Here is a 25,411-nt window from a genome sequence, read left to right on the forward strand (position 1 = left end):
CACCGTGGAGGTCCGTGTGTCCCGACGCGTGCCCAGATCCCGCGCACCCCTCGCTCTCGCTCTGGGCGCCGCCCTGGCAGCCCCCCTCGCCCTCACCCCACCCGCATCCGCGGCCGACCCCTACACCGTCACCCCGCTGAAGTTCACCGTCCGGGCCGGCGGCCGCTCCTGCACGGTCGACGCCGACCTGTACCGTCCCACGGGCGTGGACCGGGGCCACCCGGCACCCGCCGTGCTCGGCACGAACGGCTTCGGCGGCAGCAAGTCGGACGGTTCGACGGACGCCATCGGCAAGGCCTTCGCCCGGCGCGGCTACGTCTCCCTCGTCTACTCCGGGCTCGGCTTCGGCCGCAGCGGCTGCCTCGTCTCCCTCGACGACCCGGACATCGACGGCGCCGCCGCCTCACAGCTCGTCGACTTCCTGGGCGGCAAACGGGCCGCCGACGACGGCAGCACCGCCGACTTCGTCACCCTCGACGCCCCCGGCGACCCGCGCGTCGGCATGATCGGCGGCTCCTACGGCGGCGCCGTCCAGCTCGCGACGGCCTCCGTCGACCACCGCCTCGACGCACTCGTCCCGATGATCACCTGGCACGACCTGGCCTATTCGCTGGACCCCAACAACGCCGCCGGCGCCCCCTCCGTGCCCGGCGCGTTCAAGTGGCAGTGGACCAACGGCTTCTACCTCATCGGCGAAGGCCAGCCCCTGCTCCAGCCCAGCCTCGACCCCACCCGCATCAACAACCTGGCCTGCCTGCACTTCGTCACCCAGGCCTGCCGGACCATCCACACCCTCAACTCCGGCAGCTACCCCGCCGACCGGACCGCCGAGCTGCTCGCCTTCGCGCGCCGCGTCTCCCCGGTGTCGTACCTGCACCGCGTCAAGGCGCCCACCCTGCTGGTCCAGGGGCAGGCCGACACCCTCTTCAACCTCAACGAGGCCACGGCGACGTACCGGACGCTCCGGGCCCAGGGCACCCCCGTGAAGATGATCTGGCAGTCCTGGGGCCACAGCGGCGGCCTCACCGGCCCGGCCACCGGTGAACTCGACCTCGCCCGGGGCAACCTGGAGACCAGCTACGTCGGCCGGCGCGTCCTCGCCTGGTTCGACCGCCACCTGCGGAAGCAGACACACGCTGACACCGGACCGGCCTTCGCCTACCACCGCGACTGGGTGACCGACCCGAACCGCGCCTACGCCACCGCCGACCGCGTCCCCACGCCCAACCGCACGCTGTACCTCTCCGGGGACGGCAAGCTCGTCGACAACCGCAACAAGGTGGCCCGCGGCACTCGCGGTTACGCCAACCGGATGATCCCCACGAGCCATTCGGAGAGCTCGCTGGCCGGACTCATCGGGCTGAAGGACCCACCCCCACACGATACGAAGGGCACCTACCTCGACTGGACCAGCGATCCGCTGGAACGCCCCCTCGACGTCGTCGGCGCGCCCCGGGCCACGCTCAAGGTGCACTCCCCGAAGGCCGAGCGCACGCAGAACTCCGGCGACGCGGCCGACAAGCTCGTCCTCTTCGCCAAGATCTACGACGTCGCCCCCGACGGCACCCGCACCCTCGTGCGCCGCCTGGCCGCGCCGGTCCGGGTACCGGACGTGACGAAGAGCTTCACCGTCACCCTGCCCGGCATCGTGCACCGGTACGAGACCGGGCACCGGCTGCGGTTCGTGATCGCGGCGAGCGACGACGCCTACTTCGGAAACCGGGGGATCAAGCCGGTGACCGTGGTCAGCGGACCGCGCGAGCCCGGCGTGCTCCGGCTGCCGGTCGTCGGGTCCTGAAAGACACGGCCGGCGCGGTTACTGTGGCGGGGTGCCGCACAACGCATCCCGCTACCTCGCCGAAGGCCCCCGGGTGGGCATACGCCACTTCAGCTACGAGGACGGCGCCGAGTTCACCGCCCGCGCCCGGGAGAGCAAGGACCTGCACCAGCCGTGGCTCTTCCCGCCCGACAGCGCACCGGCGTACGGCGCGTACGCGTCCCGGCTGATCGAGGACCCCGCCAAGGCCGGCTTCCTGGTCTGCGAGAAGGGCGACGGGTCCATCGCCGGGTTCATCAACATCAACAACATCGTCGAGGGCGGCTTCCAGTCCGGGACGCTGGGCTACGGCGCCTTCGCGCACGCCGCAGGGCGGGGGCTGATGCGCGAAGGGCTCGACCTCGTGGTGCGGTACGCGTTCGGGCCGATGAGGCTGCACCGGCTGGAAATCAACGTCCAGCCCGGGAACGCCGCGTCGATCGCCCTGGCCCGCAGCCGCGGATTCCGCCTGGAGGGCTTCTCGCCGAACATGCTCTTCGTCGACGGGGCCTGGCGCGACCACGAGCGCTGGGCGATCACCACCGAGATGATCACGGAGCCGGGGCGGCGCTGAACCGGGCCCCGGCCGGGATCACGCCTGACGGTCCACGTACTCGTAGACCGACCCGTCCGGATGAAGGGCGATCAGGTTGCGGCCCGCCGGTGAGGCGATAGGCCCCGCGACGATGTGGGCGCCCAGCTCGGTCAGCACCTTGTGCGTCTCCTCGACGTCCGTCACGGCGATCGTCGCGGCCACCTTGCGCAGCACCTCCAGTTCGGCCGGGGGCCCGCTCATCAGCAGGAAGCAGCCGATCGCCGCCACCTGGACACCGCCCCGTTCGAAGCGCTGGGCTCTGCCGCCCGCCAGCCGCTCGTAGAAGGGAATCGCGGTCTCGAGGTCGTCGACGCAGACGCGCAGTGTGGCACCCAGAATCTCCATGGGGACGAGCCTAGTTACGCGCGAGGGGGCCAGGGTACCCGGCCGGGTATGAAGCCGCTGGATCACCTGGAGCATCTGGACAAGCATCTGGTCGACGAGCTGGCACAGGTGGCGCGCGAGACCGTCCGGGACGAACTGCGTGAGCAGACGCGCAGGCAGCGCCGCAAGGCGATGCTGTACGCCGCGTCCGGCGCGCTCGCCCTGTACGCGGGCGCGGCCCTCGCGCTCGCCGTGGGACTGGCCCTCGCCCTCGGCCTGCCCGACTGGGCCGCCGCCCTGATCACCGCCGCGATCCTGGGCGCCCTGGCGTACGTGCTGCGCGGCATGGCCCGCCCGTCCGCGTCCCGCCCGGGCCCGGCGCACGCGGCCGGCATGACGCCGGGACACGAGAGCACCGGCCCGGGCACCGCGATGCCCGGTGGTGTGCCGCCCGTGCCGCCGGCCCCGCCCGCCGCCGGACCCGTCGCCGGAGCCGCCGGCGGGCCCGCCCCCGGCGTGGTGCCCCCGCGGCCCGCGGACGACCCCGACGTGCCTCCCCACAGGGCGTGATACTGCATGCGCACCACAGACACACCGCACGGCCGCGTCGTCGTGGTGACCGGAGCCAGCGGCGGCGTGGGACGGGCCACGGCCCGGGCCTTCGCCGCCGGGGGAGACCGGGTCGCCCTGCTGGCCAGGGGAAGTGAAGGGCTCGCCGCCGCGGCCGACGAGGTGCGGAGCGCCGGGGGCGAGCCCCTCGTCATCGGCGTGGACATCTCCGACGCCAAGGCCGTCGACAACGCCGCCCAGCAGGTCGTCGACACCTTCGGCCCCATCGACGTCTGGGTCAACAACGCCTTCACCGGGGTCTTCGCGCCGTTCACGGAGATCGGCCCCGACGAGTTCCGCCGCGTGACCGAAGTGACCTACCTGGGCTACGTGTTCGGCACCCGGGCAGCCCTGCGCCACATGCTGCCGCGCGACCGCGGCACGATCGTGCAGGTCGGCTCCGCGCTCGCCTACCGGGGCATCCCGCTCCAGTCGGCGTACTGCGGGGCCAAGCACGCCATCCAGGGGTTCAACGAGTCCCTGCGCTGCGAACTGCTGCACACGCGCAGCGGGGTGCGTACGACGATGGTGCAGCTGCCCGCCGTCAACACCCCGCAGTTCGAGTGGGTGCTGAACCGCATGCGGGGCCGCGCCCGGCCGGTCGCGCCCGTGTACCAGCCGGAGGTCGCGGCCCGGGCGATCGTGTACGCGGCGTCGCACGCGGGGCGCCGGGAGTACTGGGTGGGCGCCTCCACGGCCGCCACACTTCTCGCCAACGCCGTCGTCCCCGGGCTGCTGGACCGTTATCTGGCGCGCACGGGCTTCTCGTCGCAGCAGGACGAGGAGCGGCACGATGAGCCGGCCAACCTGTGGGCTCCGGCGGACGGGCCGCGGGGCCACGACTTCGGCGCGCACGGGCGGTTCGACGACGAGGCCGTCCACGACAGCCCGCAGCAGTGGGTCTCACGGAACCGGCGCCGGATGGGCGCGGTCCTGACCGTGGGGGCGGCGGGCGCCCTGGCCGCACGCAAGCTGGCCGGGCAGGCCCGCCGATAGGGCCGATAACCGATAGGCGCGCCTGATTCCCTACTGGGCCTGGCGATTCTGGCCTGGGCCCAGTAGGGAATCAGGCGCGCCCACACCTTCCCTCAGACGGCCTGCTGGAGCTGCGGCAGGACCTTCGTGCGGTAGAAGTCGAAGAAGCCTCGCAGGTCCGGGCCGATCTGGTTGACGTAGACCCGGTCGAAGCCCGCGTCCGCGAACTGCTTCAGCTCGGCCACGTGCTCGTCCACGTCGTCGCCGCACACCCGGTTCTCCCGCACCATGTCCTCGGTGACCAGCTGCTGCGCCTGCTCGAAGTGCTTCGGCGAGGGCAGCACCTGGCCCAGCTCGCCGGGCAGCTGCTCGTTCGCCCAGAGCCGGTGGACGGTCCGTACGGCCTCGTCCTTGTCGGTGTCGTAGCAGACCTTGGTGCCGCCGCTGACGAGCTTTCCGCCGCCTCCGCCCTTGCGGTACTGCTCCACCATGGCCTCGTCCGGCTGGATGGTGATGTAGCCGTCGCCGACGCGGGACGCCAGCTGCGTGGCCGCCGGGCCGAAGCCGGAGATGTCGATCGGGATCGGCTCGTCCGGGACCGTGTAGAGGCGGGCGTTCTCCACCGTGTAGTGCGGGCCGTGGTGGTTGACCTCCTCGCCGGTGAACAGCCGGCGCATCACCTGGATGGCCTCCTCCAGCATGTCCAGACGGACGTGGGCCGGTGGCCAGTGGTCACCCAGGATGTGCTCGTTGAGCGCCTCACCGGAGCCGACACCCAGCCGGAAGCGGTTCTCCGTCATCACCGCGCTGGTCGCCGCGGCCTGCGCCACCACCGCCGGGTGCATCCGCACGGTCGGGCAGGTCACCGCCGTCTCGACCGGCAGGGACACCGCCTCGGACAGCGCGCCGATCACGGACCACACGAACGGGCTCTGGCCCTGCTCGTCGTTCCACGGGTGGTAGTGGTCGGAGATCCACAGCGCCTGGAATCCGGCCTGCTCGGCCATCCGCGCCTGGTCGATCAGTTCGGCGGGGCCGTACTGCTCGCACGACAGGAAATAACCGTACTCGGGCATGGGGGAGTGCCTCCGCGACATCGGCGGTCCGTATCCCGCACCGGGTACCCGGCCGCCGGTCCGGAAACCGGCGACACTCGGCCGAGAGGGCCCCGCCGGACGTTTGGGTGCCCTGGCCAGGGGGACGCGGAAGGCTCCCGAGCCAAGCGACAGCGCCGGAGGCGAGCGAACCGTGAGTCGACCCCGCATCGTGATCGTCGGTGCCGGTTTCGCCGGGTACCGCACGGCCCGCACCCTGTCCCGGGAAACCAGGGGCCGGGCGCACATCACCCTGCTGAACCCGACCGACTACTTCTTGTACCTGCCCCTGCTGCCCCAGGTCGCGGCCGGTGTCCTGGAGCCGCGCCGGGTCACGGTCTCCCTCTCGGACACGCTGCCGGACGTACGGCTGGTGCTGGGCGAGGCCGACCGGATCGACCTCGACGGGCGGACCCTGCACTACACCGGGCCCGAGGGCGACGGCGGCACGCTCGCCTACGACCGGCTGGTGCTCGCCGCCGGCAGCGTCAACAAGCTGCTGCCGATCCCTGGCGTCGCCGAGCACGCGCACGGCTTCCGGGGGCTGCCGGAGGCGCTGTACCTGCGCGACCACGTGACCCGGCAGGTGGAACTGGCAGCCGCGGCCGACGACCCCAAGACCTGCGCCGCCCGGTGCACCTTCGTCGTGGTCGGCGCCGGATACACCGGTACGGAGGTCGCGGCGCACGGGCAGATGTTCACCGACGCGCAGGTCCGCAAGCACCCGCTGCGGCAGGGCATGCGGCCGCGCTGGATGCTGCTGGACGTGGCGCCGCGGGTGCTGCCCGAGATGGACGAGAAGCTGTCCACCACCGCCGACCGGGTGTTGCGGCAGCGGGGCGTGGACGTGCGGATGGGCACCTCCGTGAAGGAGGCCACGCCCGACGGGGTCGTGCTGACCGACGGCGAGTTCGTCGAGACCCGGACCCTGGTGTGGTGCGTGGGCGTACGGCCCGATCCGCTGGTCGAGTCCCTCGGGCTGCCGATGGAGAAGGGTCGGCTGCTCGTCGACCCGCACCTCCAGGTGCCGGGCCGGCCGGAGCTGTTCGCTTGCGGTGACGTGGCCGCGGTGCCGGATCTGGAGAAGCCGGGGAGCTATACGCCGATGACCGCGCAGCACGCCTGGCGGCACGGCAAGGTCGCGGCGCAGAACGTCGCCGCCTCGCTCGGCCTGGGCGGCGAGCGCAAGCCCTACCGCCATCGCGACCTGGGCTTCGTCGTCGACCTGGGTGGTGCGAAGGCCGCCGCCAATCCGCTCGGCGTGCCCCTGTCCGGGGTGCCGGCCGGTGCGGTGACGCGGGGCTACCACCTCGCCGCGATGCCCGGCAACCGCGTCCGGGTCGCCGCCGACTGGCTGCTGGACGCGGTACTGCCGCGCCAGGCCGTGCAGTTGGGGCTCGTCCGGTCCTGGTCCGTGCCGCTGGACACGTCGTCGCCCGAGCTGGCCCGGGTGCCGGGCGGTCCGGAGCAGCGGCAGGAGGCGAGCGCCCGGTCGGGGCCTGGGGCGGCGATCGCGGCCGACACGTACGACGGGGGGAGCGGCGCCGGGTCCGTGCAGGGCCGGGCCGGAGACGAACCCGCGAAGGGGCAGCCCGGATCCAGGGCGACGCGGCACCAGCCCGGATCCGGGACCGCGCAGCGCCGCTCGGAGGAGGAACTGGCCAAGGGCCGCCCCGGCCCTGGACCAACCAGGAACTGGCCGACCGACGAACCTGCCAAGGGACCGCTAGGGGGCGGGTCCGCGAAGGGGCAGCTAGGCGGCGAGCCGTCGAAGGGGCGGCCGCGTGGTGACGCCGCCGGGGGCCTGCCCGGCGGCGAGCCGTCCAGGAACTGGCCGGCTGATGAGCCGGTCAAGGGGCCGCTGGGTGGTGAGTCGACGAAGGGGCAGCCGGGTGGTGAGGCGTCCGGGGGCCGGCCCGGCGGTGGGTCGGCCAGGGGTCGGGCCGCGGGTGAGTCGGTGACGGGGCAGCCGGGTGGCGAGCGGTCCAGGAACTGGCCGGCTGATGAGCCGGTCAAGGGGCCGCTGGGCGGCGAGTCGACGAAGGGGCAGCCGGGTGGTGAGGCGTCCGGGGGCCGGCCCGGCGGTGGGTCGGCCAGGGGTCGGGCCGCGGGTGAGTCGGTGAAGGGGCAGCCTGGTGGCGAGCCGTCCAGGAGCCAGCCCGGTGGCGAGTCCGCCGGGAGTCAGTCCGGTGGTGAGCCTGCCAAGAATCAGTCCGGTGGTGAGCCCGCCAAGAGCCAGCCCGGCGGCGAGCCCGCCAAGAATCAGCCCGGTGGTGAGCCCGCCAAGAATCAGCCCGGTGGCGAGCCCGCCAAGAGCCAGCCCGGCCGTGAAGACGCCGAGAACCAGCCCGAGCCCGATCCGCAGCCCCCGCCCGATCAGCCGCCCCCCGGACCCGGCACCGCCCCCGGCCCCGTCAAGCGATCCGACGTCGTCCCGGACGACTCCGCGAAAGGAGACTCATGAACACCGGTGAACTCACCGACCTCGGACAGCAGCTGCGCGTGGACAGTGTCCGCGCTGCCGCCGCCGCGGGCTCCGGGCACCCGACGTCCTCCATGTCCGCGGCCGACCTGATGGCCGTCCTGCTCGCGCACCACCTCCGCTACGACTTCGACCGCCCGGCCCACCCCGGCAACGACCGCTTCGTCCTCTCCAAGGGACACGCCTCCCCGCTGCTGTACTCCGCGTACAAGGCGGCCGGCGCCATCGACGACGAGGAGCTGCTCACCTTCCGCAAGCTGGGCAGCCGCCTGGAAGGGCACCCGACGCCGCAGCGGCTGCCCTGGGTCGAGACGGCCACCGGCTCGCTCGGGCAGGGCCTGCCGGTCGGGGTCGGCATCGCGCTGGCCGGCAAGCGGCTCGACCGCACCGGCTACCGCACCTGGGTGCTGTGCGGCGACAGCGAACTGGCCGAGGGATCCGTGTGGGAAGCCGCCGAGCACGCCGGGTACGAGCACCTGGACAACCTCACCGTGATCGTCGACGTGAACCGGCTCGGCCAGCGCGGCCCGACCCGGCACGGACACGACCTGGACGCCTACGCCCGCCGCTTCCAGGCCTTCGACTGGCACACCATCGAGGTCGACGGGCACGACGTGGACGCGATCGACCGCGCCTACGGGGAGGCCCTGTCCACCAAGGGCCAGCCCACGGCGATCCTCGCCCGCACCCTCAAGGGCAAGGGCGTCGAAGGCGTACAGGACCGCGAGGGCCTGCACGGCAAGCCGCTCCCCGAGGCCGACGAGGCGATCGCCGAACTCGGCGGCCCGCGCGACATCCGCGTCCGGGTGCAGGAACCGCCCGCCGCCCGCATGCTGCACTCCGTCCACACCGGGAACTTCGACCTCCCGACGTGGAACGAGGGCGAGGAGGTCGCCACCCGTAACGCCTTCGGCGAGGCGCTGGCCGCCCTCGGGACCGGCCGCGGCGACATCGTCGCCCTGGACGGCGAGGTCGGCGACTCCACCCGCGCCGAGTTCTTCGCCAAGGAGCACCCCGACCGCTACTTCGAGTGCTACATCGCCGAGCAGCAGCTGGTCGCCTCGGCGGTCGGCCTCGCGGCACGCGGCTGGGTGCCGTACGCCGCCACCTTCGCCGCCTTCCTGACCCGGGCCTACGACTTCGTCCGGATGGCGTCCATCAGCGGCTCCGGCATCAACCTCGTCGGCTCGCACGCGGGCGTCGCCATCGGCCAGGACGGGCCCAGCCAGATGGGCCTGGAGGACCTGGCGATGATGCGGGCGGTGCACGGCTCGACCGTGCTGTACCCCTGCGACGCCAACCAGACCGCGCGGCTCGTCGGCGCGATGGCCGGCCTGGAGGGCGTCCGCTACCTGCGCACCTCGCGCGGCGAGAGCCCGGTGATCTACGGCCCGGACGAGGACTTCCCGGTCGGCGGGAGCAAGGTCCTGCGCTCCTCCGACCGCGACCGGCTGACCCTCGTCGCGGCGGGCGTCACCGTGCACGAGGCGCTGGCCGCCGCCGACGCCCTGGAGCGGGAGGGCATCCAGGCGCGGGTGATCGACCTGTACTCGGTGAAGCCCGTCGACCGGGCCACCCTGCGCCGGGCCGCCGAGGAGACCGGCTGCCTGGTGACCGTGGAGGACCACCACCCGGAGGGCGGCATCGGCGACGCGGTCCTGGAGGCCTTCGCCGACGGACGCCCCGTACCGCGTCTGGCACGGCTCGCCGTGCGGAGTATGCCGGGTTCCGCCTCCCCGGACGAGCAGTTGCACGCCGCGGGCATCGACGCCGAGTCGATCGCGGCGGCCGGGCGGCTGCTGGTGGAGGAGGCGGTCGTGCCGTGAGCGGCGGCGACGGCACGCGCAGGGTGCGGGCGGGCCGCCGCACCGTGGAGGTCCACCGGCCGGACAAGGTGCTCTTCCCCGGCGGCGGGGACGCCAAGGAGTACACCAAGGGCGACCTGGTGGACTACCACCGGGCCGTCGCGCCCTTCATGCTGCCGCACCTGCGCGGCCGTCCGCTGATGCTGGAGCGGCACCCGGACGGGCTCGACGGGCCCATGTTCATGCAGAAGAACACCCCGGACCACTACCCGGAGTGGATCACCCGCGTCGAGGTGGCCAAGGAGGGCGGCACCGTCCGCCACGTCGTCTGCGACGACACGGCCACCCTCCTCTACCTGGCCGACCAGGCCGGCATCACGCTGCACCGCTGGCTGTCCCGCGCGGACAGCGTCGACCACCCCGACCGGCTGGTCTTCGACCTCGACCCGGCGGGGGACGACTTCGACGCCGTGCGCGAGGCCGCCCGGCTGCTGGGAGAGCTGCTGGACGAGCTGGAGCTGCCCTCGGCGCTGATGACCACCGGATCGCGCGGGCTGCACGTGATCGTGCCGTTGAACGGCCGGCACGACTTCGACGAGGTGCGCTCCTTCGCCCACGACGTCGCCGGCACCCTCGCCGACGCCCACCCCGACCGGCTGACCACCGCCGCCCGCAAGAAGGACCGCGGCGAACGGCTCTACCTCGACGTGCAGCGCAACGCCTACGCGCAGACCGCCGTCGCGCCGTTCACGGTCCGGCCCCGGCCGGGCGCGCCCGTGGCCACCCCGATCACCTGGGACCAGCTGGACGACCCGGAGCTGCATGCCCGTCGCTGGACCATCGCCGACGCCGTCGAGCAGGCCCGCACCAACCCCTGGTCGGGACTGCTGACCCGCGGCCGGGCACTGGGACCGGCCCGGCGGAGGCTGAACGCCCTCCGCGGCTGAGCCACGCCCGCGTCCCGCGGCGGGTGGCAGATGCATGCGCCCGTAGAGGTTTGGCGAACACTCTTGCGGCCACACGGAGGGGGAGGTGGCCATGTCGAACACAAAAAACACGCAAGAGTCGCAGGGTTCACAGAAATCTCAGAACTCCCAGAATTCGCGTAAACCGACTGACAACACGGCCGACGACCGGCCGAGCCCCATGGAGGTGCTGCGCCAGGCGCGCGGCCAGCTCGCGGAGCTCACCGGCATGACCGCCGAGTCCGTGTCGTCCTTCGAGCAGACCGAGCAGGGCTGGGCGCTCGAGGTCGAGGTCCTCGAACTCGAGCGGGTGCCCGACACGATGAGCCTGATGGCGAGCTACCAGGTGGAGCTCGACGCCCAGGGACAGCTCACGGGTTATCGCCGCGTCCGCCGCTACGAGCGGGGGCGGTCCGACCCGCGAAGGACCGGCGGTCACTAGGCCGCCCGACCGGACCCGCACCCACAGACAAGGAGGGACATCCGGCATGACAGTCGTACCGGCACAGCAGACCGGCGGCGGAGGCGGCAGCAGCGGTCTCTACGACGTGCTTGAACTTGTTCTGGACAGGGGGCTCGTCATCGACGCATTCGTGCGAGTCTCCCTGGTCGGCATCGAGATCCTCAAGATCGACGTTCGCGTCGTCGTCGCCAGCGTCGACACCTATCTGCGCTTCGCCGAGGCGTGCAACCGGCTCGACCTGGAGGCCGGGCCGCGCAAGGACCCGGGCCTGCCCGACCTGGTCGGGGAGATGACCGAGTCCGGCGCGCGCGGCAAGTCCAAGGGGGCGCTGTCCGGCGCCGCCGAAACCATCTCCGACGCCTTCAAGCAGGCGCGTTCCGAAGGCTCCGAGCGTGAGACCGAGTCGCGTCCGCGGGCCCGCAAGAGCACGTCCGCCCGCCGGAAGGAGGAGCAGGAGTGAGCACCTACGTCTACGGCATCGCGGCGAGTTCGCACCCCGGGCTCCCCGAGGGCATGGGCGGCGTCGGCGATCCGCCGCGCCCGGTGCGCATCCTGCGCGAGGGCGACCTGGCGGCCGTCGTCAGCGAGGCGCCCGAAGGGCTGCGGCCCAAGCGCAAGGACCTGCTCGCCCACCAGAACGTGCTCAGCGAGGCGGGCGCGGCCGGGTGTGTGCTGCCCATGCGGTTCGGCAGCGTCGCCCCGGACGACAACTCGATCACCGCGGTCCTAGCCGAGCGCGCCGAGCACTACAAGGAGCGCCTGCGGGCCCTCGACGGCCGGGTCGAGTACAACGTCAAGGCCAACCACGTCGAAGAGGCCGTACTGCACCAGGTGATGGCCGAGAACCCGGACATCCGCGGTCTCGCCGAGGCCAACCGGCAGGCGGGCGGCGGCAGTTACGACGACAAGATCCGGCTCGGCGAGATGGTCGCGGCCGCCGTCAAGGCCCGGGAGGCCGAGGACGCCGCCGCGCTCCAGCGCGTCCTGGAACCGGCTGCCGAGGCCGTGAGCGTGGGCCCCGAGTCCACCGGCTGGCTGGCCAACGTGTCGTTCCTGGTGGACCGGGAGTCCGCCGAGAACTTCCTGGCGGCCGTCGAAGAGGCCCGCAAGGAGCTGCCGCACCTGGAGGTGCGGATCAACGGGCCGCTGCCGCCGTACAGCTTCGTCGAGCCCGGCCCGACCGAGCCGGCGGGCACCGTGGCGAGCGGCACGGGCACCGGAGCGGGGTGACGACGTGGGCCTGATCTCGGAGGTACTGCTGCTGCCGTTCGCACCCGTGCGCGGCAGCGCCTGGGCCATCAGACAGGTAGTCCAGGAGGCCGAGCGGATCTACTACGACCCCTCCACGATCCGGGCCGAACTGGGCCGTCTCGAGGAGCAGTTGGAGGCCGGAGAGATCACGGAGGAGGAGTTCGACCGCCTTGAGGACGACCTCCTCGACCGGTTGGAGATCGCTTCGCGCGGGAGCGCGGGAACGGGCAACGGGACAACACCATGAACCGAGTGGGACTGGGTCTCGCCGTGGGGGCCGGATACCTCCTGGGACGGACCAAGAAACTGAAGATGGCGGTGGCCGTCGGCGGCCTGGTGGCCGGGAAGAAGCTGAACCTGAGTCCGCGCATGGTCGCGGACCTGGTCCAGCAGCAGCTGCGGGACAACCCGCAGTTCAAGGAGATCGGGGACCAGCTGCGGCAGGACCTGCGAGGTGTCGGCAAGGCGGCCTCCGGGGCCATGGTCGAACGGCAGCTCGACGCCTTCGCCGACCGGCTGCACGGGCGTACCGCCCAGGTGCGCGACCAGCTCTCGGGCGCGGTGCCCGGCGTGGGCGACGCCGAGGCCGAGGACGCCGAGGACGAGGAGCCCGAGGCCGAGGAGGCAGAGGACTCCGGTCCCGAGGACGACGAGGAGCCCGAGCCGGCCCCGAAGGAGGCGGCGAAGAAGGCCCCGGCCAAGAAGGCCCCCGCCAAGAAGACGGCGAAGAAGGCCCCGGCCAGGAAGGCCCCCGCCAAGAAGGCGGCGGGCCGGAAGACGGCGGCCAAGAAGGCCACGGCCGCGAAGAAGGCGACCTCCGCCGGGGGCGGCAGTTCCCGGACCCGGCTGCCGAAGGGAGGCGGTGAGCGATGACCGACACACTCGGATCCGCGACCTCCGCCGCAAACGGAGCGACGAAGAACCCGCTCACCGACGTGGCCCACAGCGAGGCCGCCGACCGGCTGAAGGCCGAGTTGCAGGAGTATGTCGCCGCGCAGGCCACCCGCATGCTGACGGGTGTGGGCCGTAAGCTCGGCGAGACCACGGGCAAGCTGAACGACATCGCCGAGGGCAGAAGCCCCGGCTTCGCCAAACTCGCCCTCGACGGCGGCCGTAAGCTCGCCGAGGGCAAGGGTCCACTGCGTGCCGCGCTGGAGACCGGTGGCTCGCGCCTCAAGGACAAGGTCACGGGTGCCTTCAAGAACCTGGGCGGCGGCAAGGGAAAGGGCAAGGGCCGTTCCGGCAACAAGCCGACGGTCATCATCGAGCACATCGATGTCGGCGTGCCCGTGCGCACCGCCTACGACCAGTGGACGCAGTACCAGGACTTCAGCACCTTCGCGAAGGGCGTCAAGAGCGCGAGCCGCGACGACGACACCCACTCCGACTGGCAGCTGAAGGTCTTCTGGTCCAACCGAAGCTGGAAGGCGCACACGACCGAGCAGGTGCCGGACAACCGCATCGCCTGGTCCTCCGAAGGCGCCAAGGGCACCACGAAGGGCGTCGTCTCCTTCCATCGGCTCACCGACGACCTCACGCGTGTCCTGCTGGTCATCGAGTACTACCCCTCCGGCCTCTTCGAGAAGACCGGCAACATCTGGCGTGCCCAGGGCCGCCGCGCCCGGCTCGACCTGAAGAACTTCGTCCGCTTCATCACGATCAAGGGCGAGGCGGAGGACGCCTGGCGTGGCGAGATCCGCGACGGCGAGGTCGTCCGCAGCCACGAGGACGCGCTCGCCGAGGAGGAGTCCGAGGACGAGCGCCCCGAGGACGAGGAACCCGAGGACGAGTACGCCGAGGACGAGGAAGAGGAGGGCGAGGAGGAGCCCGAGGGCGAGTACGAGGACGAAGCCGAGGCCGAGTACGACGAGGAAGAGCCCGAGGAAGAGGCTGAAGGGGAGTACGAGGAAGACGAGGACGAGGAGGCCGACGAGGCCGAGGACGCCGAAGTCGGGAGCCGTCGATGACAACGCCCAGCAGGATGCCCGAACCCTACGGCCATGGAAGCAGCGCCAACCTCGCTGACATCCTGGAGCGGGTGCTCGACAAGGGCATCGTCATCGCGGGCGACATCCGCATCAACCTGCTCGACATCGAACTCCTCACCATCAAGCTGCGTTTGATCGTCGCCTCGGTGGACAAGGCGAAGGAGATGGGCATCGACTGGTGGGAGACCGACCCGGCACTGAGCTCGCGGGCCCGCCGTGATGAACTGACCCGTGAGAACGCCGAGTTGCGCGAGAGGCTGGCCCGGCTGGAGGAACTGGAGCCCGGCCGCGCGCAGAAGAAGGAGGCACCGTGACCGGACTGCGGTACGTCTACGCCGTCTGCCGCCCCTTCGGCACGCCGCTCCAGTCCCAGCTGTCGGGGGTGGCGGGCGATCCGCCCAGAGCGCTGACCCACCACGGCCTCGTGGCCGTGGTCAGCCACGTACCGGAGCGGGACTTCGCGGAGGAACCGCTCCGCGCCCATCTGGAGGACCTGGACTGGCTCACCGAGACCGCCCGCGCCCACCAGGGGGTCATCGACGCGCTCACCACCGTCACGACCCCGCTCCCGCTGCGGCTCGGCACCGTCTTCCGGGACGACAGTGGCGTACGCACGATGATGGAGGCCCGTGAAGAGGACTTCCGGCGCACCCTCGACCGGCTGGAGGGGCGGGTCGAGTGGGGCGTGAAGGTGTACGCCGAGTCCGAACCGCAGGAGAGCGCCCGGCCCGCGCAGAAAGCCGCGTCGGGCCGCGACTACCTGCGGCAGCGGCGTATGCAGACCCGGTCGCACGAGGAGATGTGGCAGAAAGCGGAAAGCTTTGCGACCCGGCTGCACGAGAAGCTTTCCGAATTCGCGGAGGATTCCCGGCTGCATCCCCCGCAGAACCCCGCGCTTTCCAAAGTGAGCGGGCGGAACGTACTGAACGCCGCCTATCTCGTGCCGCGCGCGCATTCCGAAGAATTCGTGGAAATGGTGGACCGTACGAAGGGCGAGGTGCCCGGAATGCGTGTCGAACTCACCGGCCCCTGGGCGGCCTATTCGTTCGCCGGGGAGGCCACATGACCGACGGGAAGAATCCGTGACCGTAGTGGAACGCCGTGAAGTCGCCCTCGTGGATCTGCTCGACCGGCTGCTCGCCGGCGGTGTCGTGATCACGGGGGACATCACGCTGCGCATCGCCGACGTCGACCTCGTCCGTATCGACCTCAACGCGCTCATCAGCTCGGTGAACGCCCAGGTGCCCTCCCCGTTCGAGGAGTTGCTGTGACGTCGTCCGACCAGCCCGCGCAGAACCCGCGGCCGCGTCGCAACCGGCTGGACCTGGAACCCGACACCGTCGAGCGTGACCTGGTCAAACTCGTGCTCACGGTGGTGGAGTTGCTGCGCCAGCTCATGGAGCGCCAGGCGCTGCGCCGCTTCGACGTGGGGGATCTGAGCGAGGACCAGGAGGAGCGGATCGGCCTCACGCTCATGCTGCTGGAGGAGCGGATGGCGGAACTGCGCGACCGCTACGGACTGCGGCCCGAGGACCTCAATCTGGACCTCGGGCCGCTCGGACCGCTGCTGCCCCGCGACGGGGGCTAATTCACCACCTGTACCAGCGGCCCCTGCCTCCGGCCGCCGACGTACCACGGACGAAGAATCCCAGCAGCCACAGTACGAGAACCGCCAGAGCGATCCACCAGAGAACCTTTACTGCAAATCCGGCGCCGAACAGGACCAATGCCAGAAGCAGTACCAGCAGGATGGGAACCATAATTCGAACCTCCTGCTTTTAGGGTGTCCCCGAATCGGTGTTTCAGGCGTCCTTTCGGCAGAGAATTTCTCCGTGCAGGACGCTGAACCAGCCGTCCTCCCGTTTCCCCCACTCCAGCCAGGCGTCGGCCACGGCCCGCAGTTCCGCCTCGCTCGCGTGCCCGCCCTGCCGGGCCCGGTCCGCGTACGCCGACGCCAGCGTCCGGTCGGCCCACAGCCCGCTCCACCAGGACCGCTCCTCCGGCGTGGCGAAGGTCCAGGTGCCGGAGGTCGCCGTGACGTCCGTGAACCCGGCCCGCAGCGCCCACGCCTTCAGCCGGCGCCCGGCGTCCGGCTCCCCGCCGTTGGCCCGGGCGACCCGGCGGTAGAGGTCCAGCCAGTCATCGAGCCCCTCGGACGCCGGGAACCAGGTCATGGCCTCGTAGTCGGCGTCCCGCACGGCGACCACGCCCCCGGGCTTCAGCACCCGCCGCATCTCGCGCAGCGCCCCCACCGGATCCCCCACGTGCTGGAGCACCTGGTGGGCGTGCACCACACAGAACGTGTCGTCCGGGTAGTCGAGGGCGTGCACGTCGGCGACCGCGAAGTCGACGTTGGTCAGCCCCCGTCCGGCAGCCGTGGCCCGTGCCCGCTCCAGGATCTCCGGCTCCCGGTCGACGCCGGTGACATGACCGTCGGGCACCAGCCCGGCCAGGTCGGCGGTGATGGTGCCCGGCCCGCACCCGACGTCCAGGATCTTCATGTCGGGGCGGAGCGACGGCACCAGGTAGGCGGCCGAGTTGGCGGCGGTCCGCCAGGTGTGCGAACGCAGCACCGACTCATGATGCCCGTGCGTGTAGACGGCGGTCTCTCGTGGCTCCGGCATGGCGGATCCCCACCCCTTCGTGTCGGGTCGGCAGGGGATCACCGTACGCAGATCCGCCGCATTGTGAGACCGCATTCCCGCCATATGGACTGACGGAATGTCAGTAAACGGTCGTCAGTCAGACGGGATCGGCCGGTAGACGGTCAGCGCCTCGGGCAGCTTCTCCAGCGTCACGCGGCCCTCCACCTCGGTGACTTCACCGTCGTAGGCGAGGAGCGTGCCGGGCGCCACGTGGTCCAGGCGCAGCCGTCCCACCTGGACGGCGGCGTGGGCGGGGGAGCGGGTCAGCGGCCCCGCGAGGGCGGCGGCGAGCAGCCGGACCGCCGGCCTGCGCCCGCCGTGCACGACCCGCACGTCCAACTGCCCGTCCGCCATGTCCAGCCGGCGCCCGGACGCCAGCCCCATGCGGTGATAGGTGCCGTTCCCGGCGAACAGCAGCCACAGCGGATGCGTACGGCCCCGGATCTCGGCCTCCAGCGGGTGCCGGTCGGCCCGCAGCACGCGCAGGGCCGCGAGCACGCCGGCGGGCCAGCCGCCGATCCGGGGCGACCAGCGCTCCCGCTCGCGCACGAGTTCCGGGTAGACGCCGACACTGCACGTGTTGAGGAAGACGCCGTGCTTCCCGCCGCAGGAGTACCGGCCCACGTCCACGCGCACGGCGTCGCCCGCACGCAGCGCGCGGGCGAGATCGCGTACCCCCTCGATGCCCAGGTCGTAGGCGAAGTGGTTGAGGGTACCGCCCGGCAGCACAGCGAGGGGCAGGCCGGAGCGGAGCGCGACACGGGCGGCTGCGTTCACGGTGCCGTCCCCGCCGCACACGCCGAGGACCCGGGCACGGGTGGCCGCCTTCTCCAACTCGGCGGGCACGTCCCCCGGTTCGCACTCGACGACCTCGGCCCGGGGGAGGGCGTCCCGCAGGGCACGGCCCCGCTCGGCGCTCCCCGCGCCGGTGTTCGCCACCAGCACGAGTCCCTCGCCGTCCGGCAGCGCCGGGACCTCGGCGCGGGGCCGGGCCGGCGGGGCGACCTGACCGCGCGTAGGCACCATGCCCCGTACGGCGAACGCGGCACCCACGCCCAGGGCGGTGCCCGTCAGGACGTCGCTCGGGAGGTGCGCGCCGCCGCGGACGCGAGCGAGGGCGACGGAGGCGGCCACCGGGGCGACGACCGTGCCCCAGGCGGGGGACTCCAGGGCGACACCGGTCGCGAAGGCGGCGGCCGAGGCGGCGTGCCCGGAGGGGAACGCGGTGGAGGCCGGCCGCCACACCGTTGGGACGGTGCGCTTGCCGAGGGCGCTGACGGTGAGGGAGGCGAGGCCGAGTGAGGCCAGTCCACGGGTCGCCGCGCGGCGGGCACGGGGAGTGCGGGTCGCCGCGAGGGCGGCGGCGGCCGCGAACCACAGGATGCCGTCGTTCGCGCCACGGCTCAGGCGGGGCAGGACGGGGGGCGTCATGGGGTGCGGGTACCCGGAGGGGGGTGGACACACCGACCGTCCCCGGGCAGGCTCAGGGGTGATCATCGCGACCGAAGAGGGGGATCCGAGGTATGAGCGGGCGAGTGACGGCGGTCAGCAGCAACGGGGAGTACTCGTTCACCAAGCCCAACCGGGACAGCATCACGCTGCTCGCCGGTCTCGGGGTGGAGGGGGACGTGCACGCCGGCGTGACGGTCAAGCACCGGTCGCGCGTGGCGCAGGATCCCACCCAGCCGAACCTGCGCCAGGTGCACCTCATCCACGAGGAACTCTTCGAGGAGGTCGGTGAGGAGGGGTTCAAGGTGGCGCCCGGCGAACTCGGCGAGAACATCACGACGCAGGGCATCGATCTGCTCGGTCTGCCGGTCGGCACGCTGCTGCGCATCGGCGACACCGCGGTCGTGGAGGTGGCCGGCCTGCGCAATCCCTGCCTCCAGATCGACAACTTCCAGGACGGCCTGCTCAAGCGGGTCGTGGGGCGCGACGAGGCGGGGAACGTCGTGCGCAAGGCCGGGATCATGAGCGTAGTGCGGGACGGGGGCGTGGTGCGCCCCGGCGATCCGATAGAGGCAGAACTCCCCACGGGGCCGCACCGACCGCTGGAGCGGGTCTGACCCGCTGCCTTCCAGGTGTCGGCGTTGGCGCCGCTGAGGGGTGGGTCCCCAGCCCGGCGGAGCGGGTGCTGAGCCGGGACGGACACCCCCCGACGCGGCCCCGACCCACCACCGGCGAGCAGGCGCAAGCGCGCACCCCCACCGGAAATGCGTTTGCCCAGCGCGTCGCCCGGCGCACAGAATCACGCCCATGGGTCACCTCGAAGCCGCGCATCTGGAGTACTACCTGCCTGACGGAAGGGCGCTGCTGGGTGATGTGTCGTTCCGGGTCGGGGAGGGGGCCGTCGTCGCCCTCGTGGGACCCAACGGGGCCGGGAAGACGACCCTGCTCCGCATGCTCGCCGGCGAGGTCAAGCCGCACGGCGGAACCGTCACCGTCGGCGGCGGACTCGGCGTGATGCGGCAGTTCGTCGGATCCGTACGCGACGAGACGACCGTACGGGACCTGCTCGTATCCGTCGCCACCCCCCGCCTCCGCGAGGCGGCCCACGCCGTGGACACCGCCGAGCACGCCATCATGACCGTCGACGACGAGGCCGCCCAGCTGAAGTACGCCCAAGCCCTCTCCGACTGGGCGGAGGCCCGCGGCTACGAGGCCGAGACGCTGTGGGACATGTGCACCACGGCCGCGCTCGGCATTCCCTACGAGAAGGCACAGTGGCGTCAGGTCCGCACCCTCTCCGGCGGCGAGCAGAAGCGGCTCGTCCTGGAGGCCCTCCTGCGTGGCACCGACGAGGTGCTCCTCCTCGACGAGCCCGACAACTACCTCGACGTCCCCGGCAAACGCTGGCTGGAGGAACGGCTCGCCGAGACCCGCAAGACCGTCCTCTTCGTCTCCCACGACCGCGAACTCCTCGCCCGCGCCGCCCAGCGGATCATCTCCCTGGAACCCGGCCCCGCGGGTGCCGACGCCTGGGTGCACGGCGGTGGTTTCGGCACGTACCACGACGCCCGCCGACAGCGGTTCGAGCGCTTCGAGGAACTGCGCAGGCGCTGGGACGAGAAACACGCCCAGCTGAAGAAGCTGGTGCTGACACTCCGACAAGCCGCCGCCGTGAGCCATGAGATGGCTTCTCGATACGCCGCCGCCCAGACCCGGCTGCGCAAGTTCGAGGAGGCCGGCCCGCCGCCCGAGCCGCCCCGCGAGCAGGACATCAGGATGCGGCTCAAGGGCGGCCGCACCGGCGTCCGGGCCGTCACCTGCGAAGGACTCGAACTCACCGGTCTGATGAAGCCCTTCGACCTGGAGGTCTTCTACGGCGAACGCGTCGCCGTCCTCGGCTCCAACGGCTCCGGCAAGTCCCACTTCCTGCGCCTGCTCGCCGGCGGCGACGTGGCGCACACGGGCACCTGGAAACTGGGAGCCCGGGTCGTCCCCGGCCACTTCGCGCAGACGCACGCGCACCCGGAACTGGAGGGCCGCACGCTGCTCGACATCCTGTGGAAGGAACACGCACAGGACCGCGGCGCGGCGATGTCCAGGCTGCGCCGCTACGAGCTGACGAACCAGGCCGAGCAGACGTTCGACCGCCTGTCCGGCGGCCAGCAGGCCCGCTTCCAGATCCTTCTCCTGGAGCTCCAGGGCGTGACGGCGCTACTGCTCGACGAGCCGACCGACAACCTGGACCTGGAATCCGCGGAGGCACTCCAGGAGGGCCTGGAGGCCTTCGACGGCACGGTCCTCGCGGTCACGCACGACCGCTGGTTCGCCCGCTCCTTCGACCGCTACCTGGTCTTCGGCAGCGACGGCCGGGTCCGGGAGACCCCGGACCCGGTCTGGGACGAACGCAGGGTGGAACGGGCCCGCTAGGGCCCGGCTCGTAGGACGCCCGGCTCCCCGCTCACTTCCAGCGGAGCAGCGCCCCCAGGCCGCCGGCCGGAACCTCACGCTCCGCAACGGCGAGTGCCGCGGCGTCCGTGGCCACGGCCGACCGGATCAGCGCGTCGTCCGCCCGGGCCGGCCAGGAGTGCTGCTCGCCGAGGATCTTCAGATCCGTACGCCGCACCGCGACCTGGTCCGGATCCTCGCCGATCCACACCTCGCGGTGCGCGTCCGGCCCGTCCGGCCTGATCAGCAGCTCGTCGATGCGGTGCTCACGCGCCGCCTCGATCAGCGCGGGCACGCCCTCCACGGCTCCGGAACGGCCCTCGTCGTCCGGATTCCGGGCGGCCCGGAACCGCTCCAGCTCCGCCTCGGCCTGCCGCGCCACGTGCTCGGCGCGGGCCCGCTCCACGTCCTCGTCGAGGAGCCGGCTGCCGCTGCCGTGCGGCGCCTCGACGACGAGGTCGTGCAGCCGCTTGGGCAGCCGCTCGTGCACGGACCGTCGCTCCCGGTCGTCGCCGACGAGAATCAGCAGGTCGGCGCGGGTCTCCTCCTGGCACACGGCGAGCGCGTCGGCGATCTCCGCCGCGTTGTGCTCCCAGGTGTTCTCCACCCGCAGCTGGAAATGCCGCTCGGACCAGTCCACGGAGCTCGTCCGGTGCACCGGCCACTGGCGCCCGGTGACGCTTCCGGCGCCCTCGCTGCCCAGGGCGCTGCGCAGCTCGAAGTCGGCGCCCTTGCGGTCGACGTACGCCACCACGCACACCGGGTCCTCGCCGGCCAGTTCCAGCAGTGGCGTCACACGCGGCAGCGGGGCCCATTCGGCCCAGTCGCCGCCCTGCGGGGGACGGGCCAGCGGCGGGTCGAGGACCACCTCGCCGGCGCGGGCGAACAGGGCCCGGCCGTGCGGTTCGGAAGAGTGCCGCAGGTCCTCGATCGCGCTCTGCACGGCCCGGCAGGTCGCCTCGTCCGCGCCCTGGTCGGCCAGCTGCCTGGCCATCGCCTGGGCCGTGAGCTGCCGCTCGTGGGGGGTGGCCTCCGTATGCCGGGAGGTGTCGACGTACACCGAGGCCCAGGGCCCGGGGTGTTCGTACAGTGGGTGCAGAAAGGCGAGATCCATGGCTCCCTCCCGGATGCCGCTCGGGGGTAGTGCTCAGTTGCTCCCCGGGCGGGTACCCGGACCACATGAACGAACACGACGAGCGGGGCAACACCATGACCGGAGTGGACCCTGACCGGCTGGACGACCAGCAGCTCATGAAAGAGCTGGAGACCATCCACCGCACGCGCCACGACACGCTGCTCTACGGTTCGAACGACGCGCTGCGTGCCCACAGCGAACGCATGGCGCAGCTGGAGGGCGAGTTCCTGCGCCGCAACCCGAGCCGCCCGGTGGCCGCGGGCCGCACCCGCGAAGGGGCCCGGGAGCGGGGCAGCGGGGAGTCGACGACCCCCACGACCCCCGGCACCTGAGCCCTGGCAGCCCAGCACCCGAGCGACGCACCCCGGCGGCCAGCGGCACAACGCGCCCCGGCCGGAACCGGCAGATCGCACCCGGGCCGGCACGGGCACACCGGCACAGCCCGACCTGGCCCACCCCACACAAGCGGATCCCGGCCCCACCGGCGCTTCATGCGCGGGTCGGCACCGCCCGTCACGACGCACAGCCCGAGCCCCAGCCGGCACACCAGACGCACAGCCCGAGCCCCCCAGCCGGCACACCAGACGCACAGCCCGAGCCCCCCAACCGGCACACCACGAGGCGCCCGCCCCCTACGCACCACGAAGCGAGCCGGGCCGCGCCCCCACAAGCGCGGCCCGGCCCTGCCCCCCGGCCCCCCGGCTCAGGCCCCCCGGCCCCCCGGCTCAGTGCCGCACCGGCCCCCGCCCCCAATGCCGGTGCGCCGCGATGGCGGTGCAGAACGCGTTCAGGAACTCCTCGCTCGCCGGGCCCGGTGACGTGTCCGTCACCACGCCCTGATCCGCGACCACGCGCTGGAACTCCGTCGACAGCCTCAGCCCCTCGGGCTCCAGCGCCGACAGGACGCCCACGCCCGAGCCGAGCGCGCCCACCGGCTTGCCGTGCCGGTAGGCGTCCCGCACGAACCGCACCGCGTCCGGATCGGCAACCGTCGGCGGGGTGCCGACGGGCCCGCCGGGCAGCAGCACGGCGTCGTACAGCACGGACGCCACGGTCGGCAGCGCACGGTCGACCGCGTACGTCTCACCGTCGGACCCCTTGATCGTCCCGTCCGTCGCGGCCAGCGCCTCGACGATCGCCCCCTCGGCGGCCAGCCGCTCCCGCACGGAGGTGATCTGCTCGGCGTCCACGCCGTCCGTGACGAGCACCGCGATCTGCCGGGTCCGGATCGAACCGTCGCCGCGCAGCGACTCCAGGCTGAGCGCGGGGGAGGCCGACTTGGACGCGGCCCCGGCGGCGGCCGGCTCCGGCACCCCGACACCCCGCGCCACCTGCGCCGCCAGCTCCCCGTCGACCTTGGCCAGGTGCTCGACCGTACGTGCCCGCACGGTCATCGCGCCCACCTTGCCGAGCTCGAACCGGAACGCCTCGACGATGTGCTGCTTCTCCCAGTCCGCCATGCTGTTCCAGAACATCGCCGGCTGGCTGTAGTGGTCCTGGAAGCTTGGGCTGCGGCGCCGGATCTTGTGGCCGTCCACCCGTTCGGCGTAATGCGTGTAGGCACTTCCGCCGGCGCCCGCGTGGGCCGGGCAGCCCCCGCCGAGCGAATTCGGGAAGTAGTTCGTGCCGGAGTGGATCGCGCTCTGGTGGTAGCCGTCGCGCTGGTTGTTGCGCACCGGCGCGACCGGCCGGTTCACCGGCAGCTGCGAGAAATTGGGCCCGCCGAGCCGGATCAGCTGAGTGTCCAGGTAGGAGAAGTTCCGCGCCTGGAGCAGCGGGTCGTTGGTGAAGTCGATGCCGGGGACGACGTTCGCCGTGTGGAAGGCGACCTGCTCGGTCTCCGCGAAGAAGTTCTCCGGGTTGCGGTCCAGCACCATCCGGCCGATCGGCCGCACCGGCACCTGCTCCTCCGGGATGATCTTCGTCGGGTCGAGCAGATCGAAGTCGAACGCGAACTCGTCCTCCTCCGGCACGAGTTGCACGCCCAGCTCCCACTCGGGGTACTCGCCCGCCTCGATCGCGTCCCACAGGTCACGCCGGTTGAAGTCCGGGTCGCGGCCCTGGCACTCCTGCGCCTCGTCCCACACCAGCGAGTGCACGCCGAGCCGCGGCTTCCAGTGGAACTTCACGAACGTGCCCTTGCCGTCAGCGTTCACGAACCGGAAGGTGTGCACACCGAAGCCCTGCATCATGCGGTAGCTGCGCGGGATCGCCCGGTCCGACATCAGCCACATGATCGCGTGCAGCGTCTCGGGCTGGAGCGACACGAAGTCCCACAGGGTGTCGTGCGCGGACGCGCCCGTCGGGATGTCGTTGTGCGGCTCGGGCTTCACGGCGTGCACGAAGTCGGGGAACTTGATCCCGTCCTGGATGAAGAAGACCGGGAAGTTGTTCCCGACCAGGTCGTAGTTGCCCTCCGAGGTGTAGAACTTGGTCGCGAAGCCGCGCACGTCCCGCACGGTGTCCGCCGAGCCCTTCGGGCCCTGCACGGTCGAGAACCGCACGAACACCGGCGTCCGCACGGCCGGGTCCTGGAGGAACGCCGCGCGGGTGAACTCCGCGCAGGACTCGTACGGTTCGAAATAGCCGTACGCGCCCGCGCCCCGCGCGTGCACCACCCGCTCCGGGATCCGCTCGTGGTCGAAGCGGGTGAGCTTCTCCCGGAAGTGGAAGTCCTCCATCAGCGTCGGCCCGCGCTCGCCCGCCGCCAGGGAGTCGTCGGTGTGGTCGACCTCGACGCCCTGGTCGGTGGTGAGCGGCCCGCCGGCCGGATCGTCCGCCTTGAAGGCCTCGCGCTGTTCCTGTTTCCGGTCGGCGGGAGAGGCCATCAGGCGGCCTCCTCGGCGAAGACGTCGAGGAAGGTCTCGCAGAACGCCTTCAGGTCGTCCGGCTTACGGCTGGTGACCAGCTTGTTGGCACCGTGGTCACAGACCTTCACCTGCTCGTCGACCCAGGTGCCGCCCGCGTTGCGGATGTCGGTCCGCAGGCTCGGCCAGGAGGTCAGCACCCGGCCGCGTACGACGTCCGCCTCGACCAGCGTCCACGGCGCGTGGCAGATCGCCGCCACCGGGCGGCCGTGTTCGAAGAAGTCCCGTACGAACGAGACGGCCTTGGCGTCCATCCGCAGGAAGTCCGGGTTGGCCACGCCGCCCGGCAGCACGAGAGCGCCGAACGAGTCCGGCGCGGTGTCGCCCACGACCTCGTCCACCGGAAAGGTGTCCGCCTTGTCGAGGTGGTTGAACGCCTGGATCTTCCCCTGCTTCGTCGACACCAGCACGGGCTCGTGCCCGGCGTCCTTCGCGGCCTGCCACGGATCGGTCAGCTCGACCTGCTCGACGCCCTCGGGTGCCACCAGAAATGCGATGCGCAT

Annotated in this window: 28 protein-coding genes; 20 read left to right on the forward strand and 8 right to left on the reverse strand. The window is 72.0% G+C overall.

What is annotated here, in order from left to right; genetic code table 11:
* Nucleotides 1-16: 16 nt before the first annotated feature.
* Nucleotides 17-1,798 (forward strand): CocE/NonD family hydrolase, encoded by a 1,782-nt coding sequence (locus ACH4G3_RS03930; protein ID WP_397622943.1) that lies wholly within the window; start codon nucleotides 17-19, stop codon nucleotides 1,796-1,798.
* A 31-nt stretch (nucleotides 1,799-1,829) separates the two neighbouring features.
* The gene (locus tag ACH4G3_RS03935; protein WP_397622944.1) at nucleotides 1,830-2,390 is read left to right on the forward strand and encodes a GNAT family N-acetyltransferase; all 561 of its coding nucleotides are present in this window, start codon (nucleotides 1,830-1,832) and stop codon (nucleotides 2,388-2,390) included.
* An 18-nt stretch (nucleotides 2,391-2,408) separates the two neighbouring features.
* Here the strand turns inward: ACH4G3_RS03935 and ACH4G3_RS03940 are convergent, their stop codons facing one another.
* Nucleotides 2,409-2,756: a VOC family protein gene (locus tag ACH4G3_RS03940; protein ID WP_184907755.1), complete on the reverse strand. Its 348-nt coding sequence runs from the start codon at nucleotides 2,754-2,756 to the stop codon at nucleotides 2,409-2,411.
* A gap of 48 nt (nucleotides 2,757-2,804) precedes the next feature.
* Here ACH4G3_RS03940 and ACH4G3_RS03945 point away from each other — a divergent pair, with 48 nt between their 5' ends.
* The gene (locus ACH4G3_RS03945) at nucleotides 2,805-3,305 is read left to right on the forward strand and encodes a phage holin family protein (RefSeq protein WP_397622945.1); all 501 of its coding nucleotides are present in this window, start codon (nucleotides 2,805-2,807) and stop codon (nucleotides 3,303-3,305) included.
* A 6-nt stretch (nucleotides 3,306-3,311) separates the two neighbouring features.
* Entirely contained in the window at nucleotides 3,312-4,340 is a 1,029-nt protein-coding gene (locus tag ACH4G3_RS03950) for an SDR family oxidoreductase (RefSeq protein ID WP_397622946.1), read from the forward strand.
* A gap of 92 nt (nucleotides 4,341-4,432) precedes the next feature.
* Here the strand turns inward: ACH4G3_RS03950 and ACH4G3_RS03955 are convergent, their stop codons facing one another.
* Nucleotides 4,433-5,395, reverse strand: a complete 963-nt coding sequence (locus ACH4G3_RS03955) for an LLM class F420-dependent oxidoreductase (protein ID WP_397622947.1) — start codon at nucleotides 5,393-5,395, stop codon at nucleotides 4,433-4,435.
* A 172-nt stretch (nucleotides 5,396-5,567) separates the two neighbouring features.
* Here ACH4G3_RS03955 and ACH4G3_RS03960 point away from each other — a divergent pair, with 172 nt between their 5' ends.
* The 13 genes from ACH4G3_RS03960 (at nucleotide 5,568) to ACH4G3_RS04020 (ending at nucleotide 15,955) form a co-directional block, all read left to right on the forward strand.
* A complete protein-coding gene (locus ACH4G3_RS03960) occupies nucleotides 5,568-7,877 on the forward strand; it encodes an FAD-dependent oxidoreductase (protein WP_397622948.1) in 2,310 nt (769 codons plus the stop codon).
* A complete protein-coding gene (locus ACH4G3_RS03965) occupies nucleotides 7,874-9,721 on the forward strand; it encodes a transketolase (protein WP_397622949.1) in 1,848 nt (615 codons plus the stop codon). The genes ACH4G3_RS03960 and ACH4G3_RS03965 overlap by 4 nt, the downstream gene beginning before the upstream one ends.
* Nucleotides 9,718-10,647 (forward strand): non-homologous end-joining DNA ligase, encoded by a 930-nt coding sequence (gene ligD, locus ACH4G3_RS03970; RefSeq protein ID WP_397622950.1) that lies wholly within the window; start codon nucleotides 9,718-9,720, stop codon nucleotides 10,645-10,647. The genes ACH4G3_RS03965 and ligD overlap by 4 nt, the downstream gene beginning before the upstream one ends.
* Nucleotides 10,648-10,738: 91 nt before the next feature.
* Nucleotides 10,739-11,107, forward strand: coding sequence for a gas vesicle protein GvpO (locus ACH4G3_RS03975; protein ID WP_397623375.1), 369 nt, complete (start codon nucleotides 10,739-10,741; stop codon nucleotides 11,105-11,107).
* A 46-nt stretch (nucleotides 11,108-11,153) separates the two neighbouring features.
* Nucleotides 11,154-11,588, forward strand: coding sequence for a gas vesicle structural protein GvpA (locus ACH4G3_RS03980; RefSeq protein ID WP_114256334.1), 435 nt, complete (start codon nucleotides 11,154-11,156; stop codon nucleotides 11,586-11,588).
* Nucleotides 11,585-12,358, forward strand: a complete 774-nt coding sequence (locus ACH4G3_RS03985) for a GvpL/GvpF family gas vesicle protein (protein WP_397622951.1) — start codon at nucleotides 11,585-11,587, stop codon at nucleotides 12,356-12,358. Before ACH4G3_RS03980 ends, ACH4G3_RS03985 begins: the two co-directional genes overlap by 4 nt.
* 4 nt (nucleotides 12,359-12,362) lie before the next feature.
* A complete protein-coding gene (locus ACH4G3_RS03990; RefSeq protein ID WP_397622952.1) occupies nucleotides 12,363-12,626 on the forward strand; it encodes a gas vesicle protein GvpG in 264 nt (87 codons plus the stop codon).
* Nucleotides 12,623-13,252 (forward strand): DNA primase, encoded by a 630-nt coding sequence (locus tag ACH4G3_RS03995; RefSeq protein WP_397622953.1) that lies wholly within the window; start codon nucleotides 12,623-12,625, stop codon nucleotides 13,250-13,252. Before ACH4G3_RS03990 ends, ACH4G3_RS03995 begins: the two co-directional genes overlap by 4 nt.
* On the forward strand, nucleotides 13,249-14,346 hold the full coding sequence (locus tag ACH4G3_RS04000) for an SRPBCC family protein (RefSeq protein ID WP_397622954.1): 1,098 nt from the start codon (nucleotides 13,249-13,251) through the stop codon (nucleotides 14,344-14,346). Before ACH4G3_RS03995 ends, ACH4G3_RS04000 begins: the two co-directional genes overlap by 4 nt.
* Nucleotides 14,343-14,681, forward strand: coding sequence for a gas vesicle protein (locus tag ACH4G3_RS04005; RefSeq protein WP_397622955.1), 339 nt, complete (start codon nucleotides 14,343-14,345; stop codon nucleotides 14,679-14,681). Before ACH4G3_RS04000 ends, ACH4G3_RS04005 begins: the two co-directional genes overlap by 4 nt.
* Complete coding sequence (locus tag ACH4G3_RS04010) at nucleotides 14,678-15,433, forward strand: GvpL/GvpF family gas vesicle protein (protein WP_397622956.1); 756 nt, start codon at nucleotides 14,678-14,680, stop codon at nucleotides 15,431-15,433. Before ACH4G3_RS04005 ends, ACH4G3_RS04010 begins: the two co-directional genes overlap by 4 nt.
* Before the next feature lie 16 nt (nucleotides 15,434-15,449).
* On the forward strand, nucleotides 15,450-15,638 hold the full coding sequence (locus tag ACH4G3_RS04015) for a gas vesicle protein (RefSeq protein ID WP_003994122.1): 189 nt from the start codon (nucleotides 15,450-15,452) through the stop codon (nucleotides 15,636-15,638).
* Complete coding sequence (locus ACH4G3_RS04020; protein WP_306961607.1) at nucleotides 15,635-15,955, forward strand: gas vesicle protein K; 321 nt, start codon at nucleotides 15,635-15,637, stop codon at nucleotides 15,953-15,955. Before ACH4G3_RS04015 ends, ACH4G3_RS04020 begins: the two co-directional genes overlap by 4 nt.
* Nucleotide 15,956: 1 nt before the next feature.
* On the opposite strand, the gene ACH4G3_RS04025 is transcribed toward ACH4G3_RS04020, so the two are convergent.
* From ACH4G3_RS04025 to ACH4G3_RS04035, 3 genes are all read right to left on the reverse strand, one after another.
* Nucleotides 15,957-16,127: a hypothetical protein gene (locus ACH4G3_RS04025; protein WP_020270859.1), complete on the reverse strand. Its 171-nt coding sequence runs from the start codon at nucleotides 16,125-16,127 to the stop codon at nucleotides 15,957-15,959.
* 42 nt (nucleotides 16,128-16,169) lie between these two features.
* On the reverse strand, nucleotides 16,170-16,991 hold the full coding sequence (locus ACH4G3_RS04030) for a class I SAM-dependent methyltransferase (protein WP_397622957.1): 822 nt from the start codon (nucleotides 16,989-16,991) through the stop codon (nucleotides 16,170-16,172).
* Nucleotides 16,992-17,105: 114 nt separating this feature from the next.
* On the reverse strand, nucleotides 17,106-18,509 hold the full coding sequence (locus ACH4G3_RS04035) for a bifunctional phosphatase PAP2/diacylglycerol kinase family protein (protein ID WP_397622958.1): 1,404 nt from the start codon (nucleotides 18,507-18,509) through the stop codon (nucleotides 17,106-17,108).
* Nucleotides 18,510-18,535: 26 nt separating this feature from the next.
* Between ACH4G3_RS04035 and ACH4G3_RS04040 the strand changes: the two genes are divergently transcribed.
* Entirely contained in the window at nucleotides 18,536-19,078 is a 543-nt protein-coding gene (locus ACH4G3_RS04040; protein WP_397622959.1) for an MOSC domain-containing protein, read from the forward strand.
* 190 nt (nucleotides 19,079-19,268) lie between these two features.
* Complete coding sequence (locus ACH4G3_RS04045; RefSeq protein ID WP_397622960.1) at nucleotides 19,269-20,888, forward strand: ATP-binding cassette domain-containing protein; 1,620 nt, start codon at nucleotides 19,269-19,271, stop codon at nucleotides 20,886-20,888.
* Nucleotides 20,889-20,919: 31 nt separating this feature from the next.
* On the opposite strand, the gene ACH4G3_RS04050 is transcribed toward ACH4G3_RS04045, so the two are convergent.
* Nucleotides 20,920-22,020 (reverse strand): baeRF2 domain-containing protein, encoded by a 1,101-nt coding sequence (locus ACH4G3_RS04050; protein ID WP_397622961.1) that lies wholly within the window; start codon nucleotides 22,018-22,020, stop codon nucleotides 20,920-20,922.
* A gap of 65 nt (nucleotides 22,021-22,085) precedes the next feature.
* Here ACH4G3_RS04050 and ACH4G3_RS04055 point away from each other — a divergent pair, with 65 nt between their 5' ends.
* Nucleotides 22,086-22,373 carry a DUF6158 family protein gene (locus ACH4G3_RS04055; protein ID WP_397622962.1) on the forward strand — a complete coding sequence of 96 codons (288 nt, stop codon included), beginning with the start codon at nucleotides 22,086-22,088 and terminating at the stop codon, nucleotides 22,371-22,373.
* A 393-nt stretch (nucleotides 22,374-22,766) separates the two neighbouring features.
* Here the strand turns inward: ACH4G3_RS04055 and ACH4G3_RS04060 are convergent, their stop codons facing one another.
* On the reverse strand, nucleotides 22,767-24,869 hold the full coding sequence (locus tag ACH4G3_RS04060; RefSeq protein ID WP_397622963.1) for a catalase: 2,103 nt from the start codon (nucleotides 24,867-24,869) through the stop codon (nucleotides 22,767-22,769).
* Entirely contained in the window at nucleotides 24,869-25,411 is a 543-nt protein-coding gene (locus tag ACH4G3_RS04065) for a type 1 glutamine amidotransferase domain-containing protein (RefSeq protein WP_397622964.1), read from the reverse strand. Before ACH4G3_RS04065 ends, ACH4G3_RS04060 begins: the two co-directional genes overlap by 1 nt.

Origin of the sequence: Streptomyces afghaniensis (genome assembly GCF_044327915.1) — a bacterium.
GTDB classification, from domain to species: Bacteria; Actinomycetota; Actinomycetes; order Streptomycetales; family Streptomycetaceae; genus Streptomyces; species Streptomyces afghaniensis.

What these genes read in the sequence shown, in the direction of transcription:
- ACH4G3_RS03955 (WP_397622947.1), bottom strand. Translation starts at nt 5,395, where the DNA reads ATGCCCGAGTACGGTTATTTCCTGTCGTGCGAGCAGTACGGCCCCGCC.
- ACH4G3_RS04030 (WP_397622957.1), bottom strand. Translation starts at nt 16,991, where the DNA reads ATGCCGGAGCCACGAGAGACCGCCGTCTACACGCACGGGCATCATGAG.
- ACH4G3_RS04000 (WP_397622954.1), top strand. Translation starts at nt 13,249, where the DNA reads ATGACCGACACACTCGGATCCGCGACCTCCGCCGCAAACGGAGCGACG.
- ACH4G3_RS04060 (WP_397622963.1), bottom strand. Translation starts at nt 24,869, where the DNA reads ATGGCCTCTCCCGCCGACCGGAAACAGGAACAGCGCGAGGCCTTCAAG.
- ACH4G3_RS03940 (WP_184907755.1), bottom strand. Translation starts at nt 2,756, where the DNA reads ATGGAGATTCTGGGTGCCACACTGCGCGTCTGCGTCGACGACCTCGAG.
- ACH4G3_RS03950 (WP_397622946.1), top strand. Translation starts at nt 3,312, where the DNA reads ATGCGCACCACAGACACACCGCACGGCCGCGTCGTCGTGGTGACCGGA.
- ACH4G3_RS03980 (WP_114256334.1), top strand. Translation starts at nt 11,154, where the DNA reads ATGACAGTCGTACCGGCACAGCAGACCGGCGGCGGAGGCGGCAGCAGC.
- ACH4G3_RS04035 (WP_397622958.1), bottom strand. Translation starts at nt 18,509, where the DNA reads ATGATCACCCCTGAGCCTGCCCGGGGACGGTCGGTGTGTCCACCCCCC.
- ACH4G3_RS04065 (WP_397622964.1), bottom strand. Translation starts at nt 25,411, where the DNA reads ATGCGCATCGCATTTCTGGTGGCACCCGAGGGCGTCGAGCAGGTCGAG.
- ACH4G3_RS04040 (WP_397622959.1), top strand. Translation starts at nt 18,536, where the DNA reads ATGAGCGGGCGAGTGACGGCGGTCAGCAGCAACGGGGAGTACTCGTTC.
- ACH4G3_RS03995 (WP_397622953.1), top strand. Translation starts at nt 12,623, where the DNA reads ATGAACCGAGTGGGACTGGGTCTCGCCGTGGGGGCCGGATACCTCCTG.
- ACH4G3_RS03945 (WP_397622945.1), top strand. Translation starts at nt 2,805, where the DNA reads ATGAAGCCGCTGGATCACCTGGAGCATCTGGACAAGCATCTGGTCGAC.
- ACH4G3_RS04050 (WP_397622961.1), bottom strand. Translation starts at nt 22,020, where the DNA reads ATGGATCTCGCCTTTCTGCACCCACTGTACGAACACCCCGGGCCCTGG.
- ACH4G3_RS04025 (WP_020270859.1), bottom strand. Translation starts at nt 16,127, where the DNA reads ATGGTTCCCATCCTGCTGGTACTGCTTCTGGCATTGGTCCTGTTCGGC.
- ACH4G3_RS04045 (WP_397622960.1), top strand. Translation starts at nt 19,269, where the DNA reads ATGGGTCACCTCGAAGCCGCGCATCTGGAGTACTACCTGCCTGACGGA.
- ACH4G3_RS04005 (WP_397622955.1), top strand. Translation starts at nt 14,343, where the DNA reads ATGACAACGCCCAGCAGGATGCCCGAACCCTACGGCCATGGAAGCAGC.
- ACH4G3_RS04055 (WP_397622962.1), top strand. Translation starts at nt 22,086, where the DNA reads ATGAACGAACACGACGAGCGGGGCAACACCATGACCGGAGTGGACCCT.
- ACH4G3_RS03965 (WP_397622949.1), top strand. Translation starts at nt 7,874, where the DNA reads ATGAACACCGGTGAACTCACCGACCTCGGACAGCAGCTGCGCGTGGAC.
- ACH4G3_RS03975 (WP_397623375.1), top strand. Translation starts at nt 10,739, where the DNA reads ATGTCGAACACAAAAAACACGCAAGAGTCGCAGGGTTCACAGAAATCT.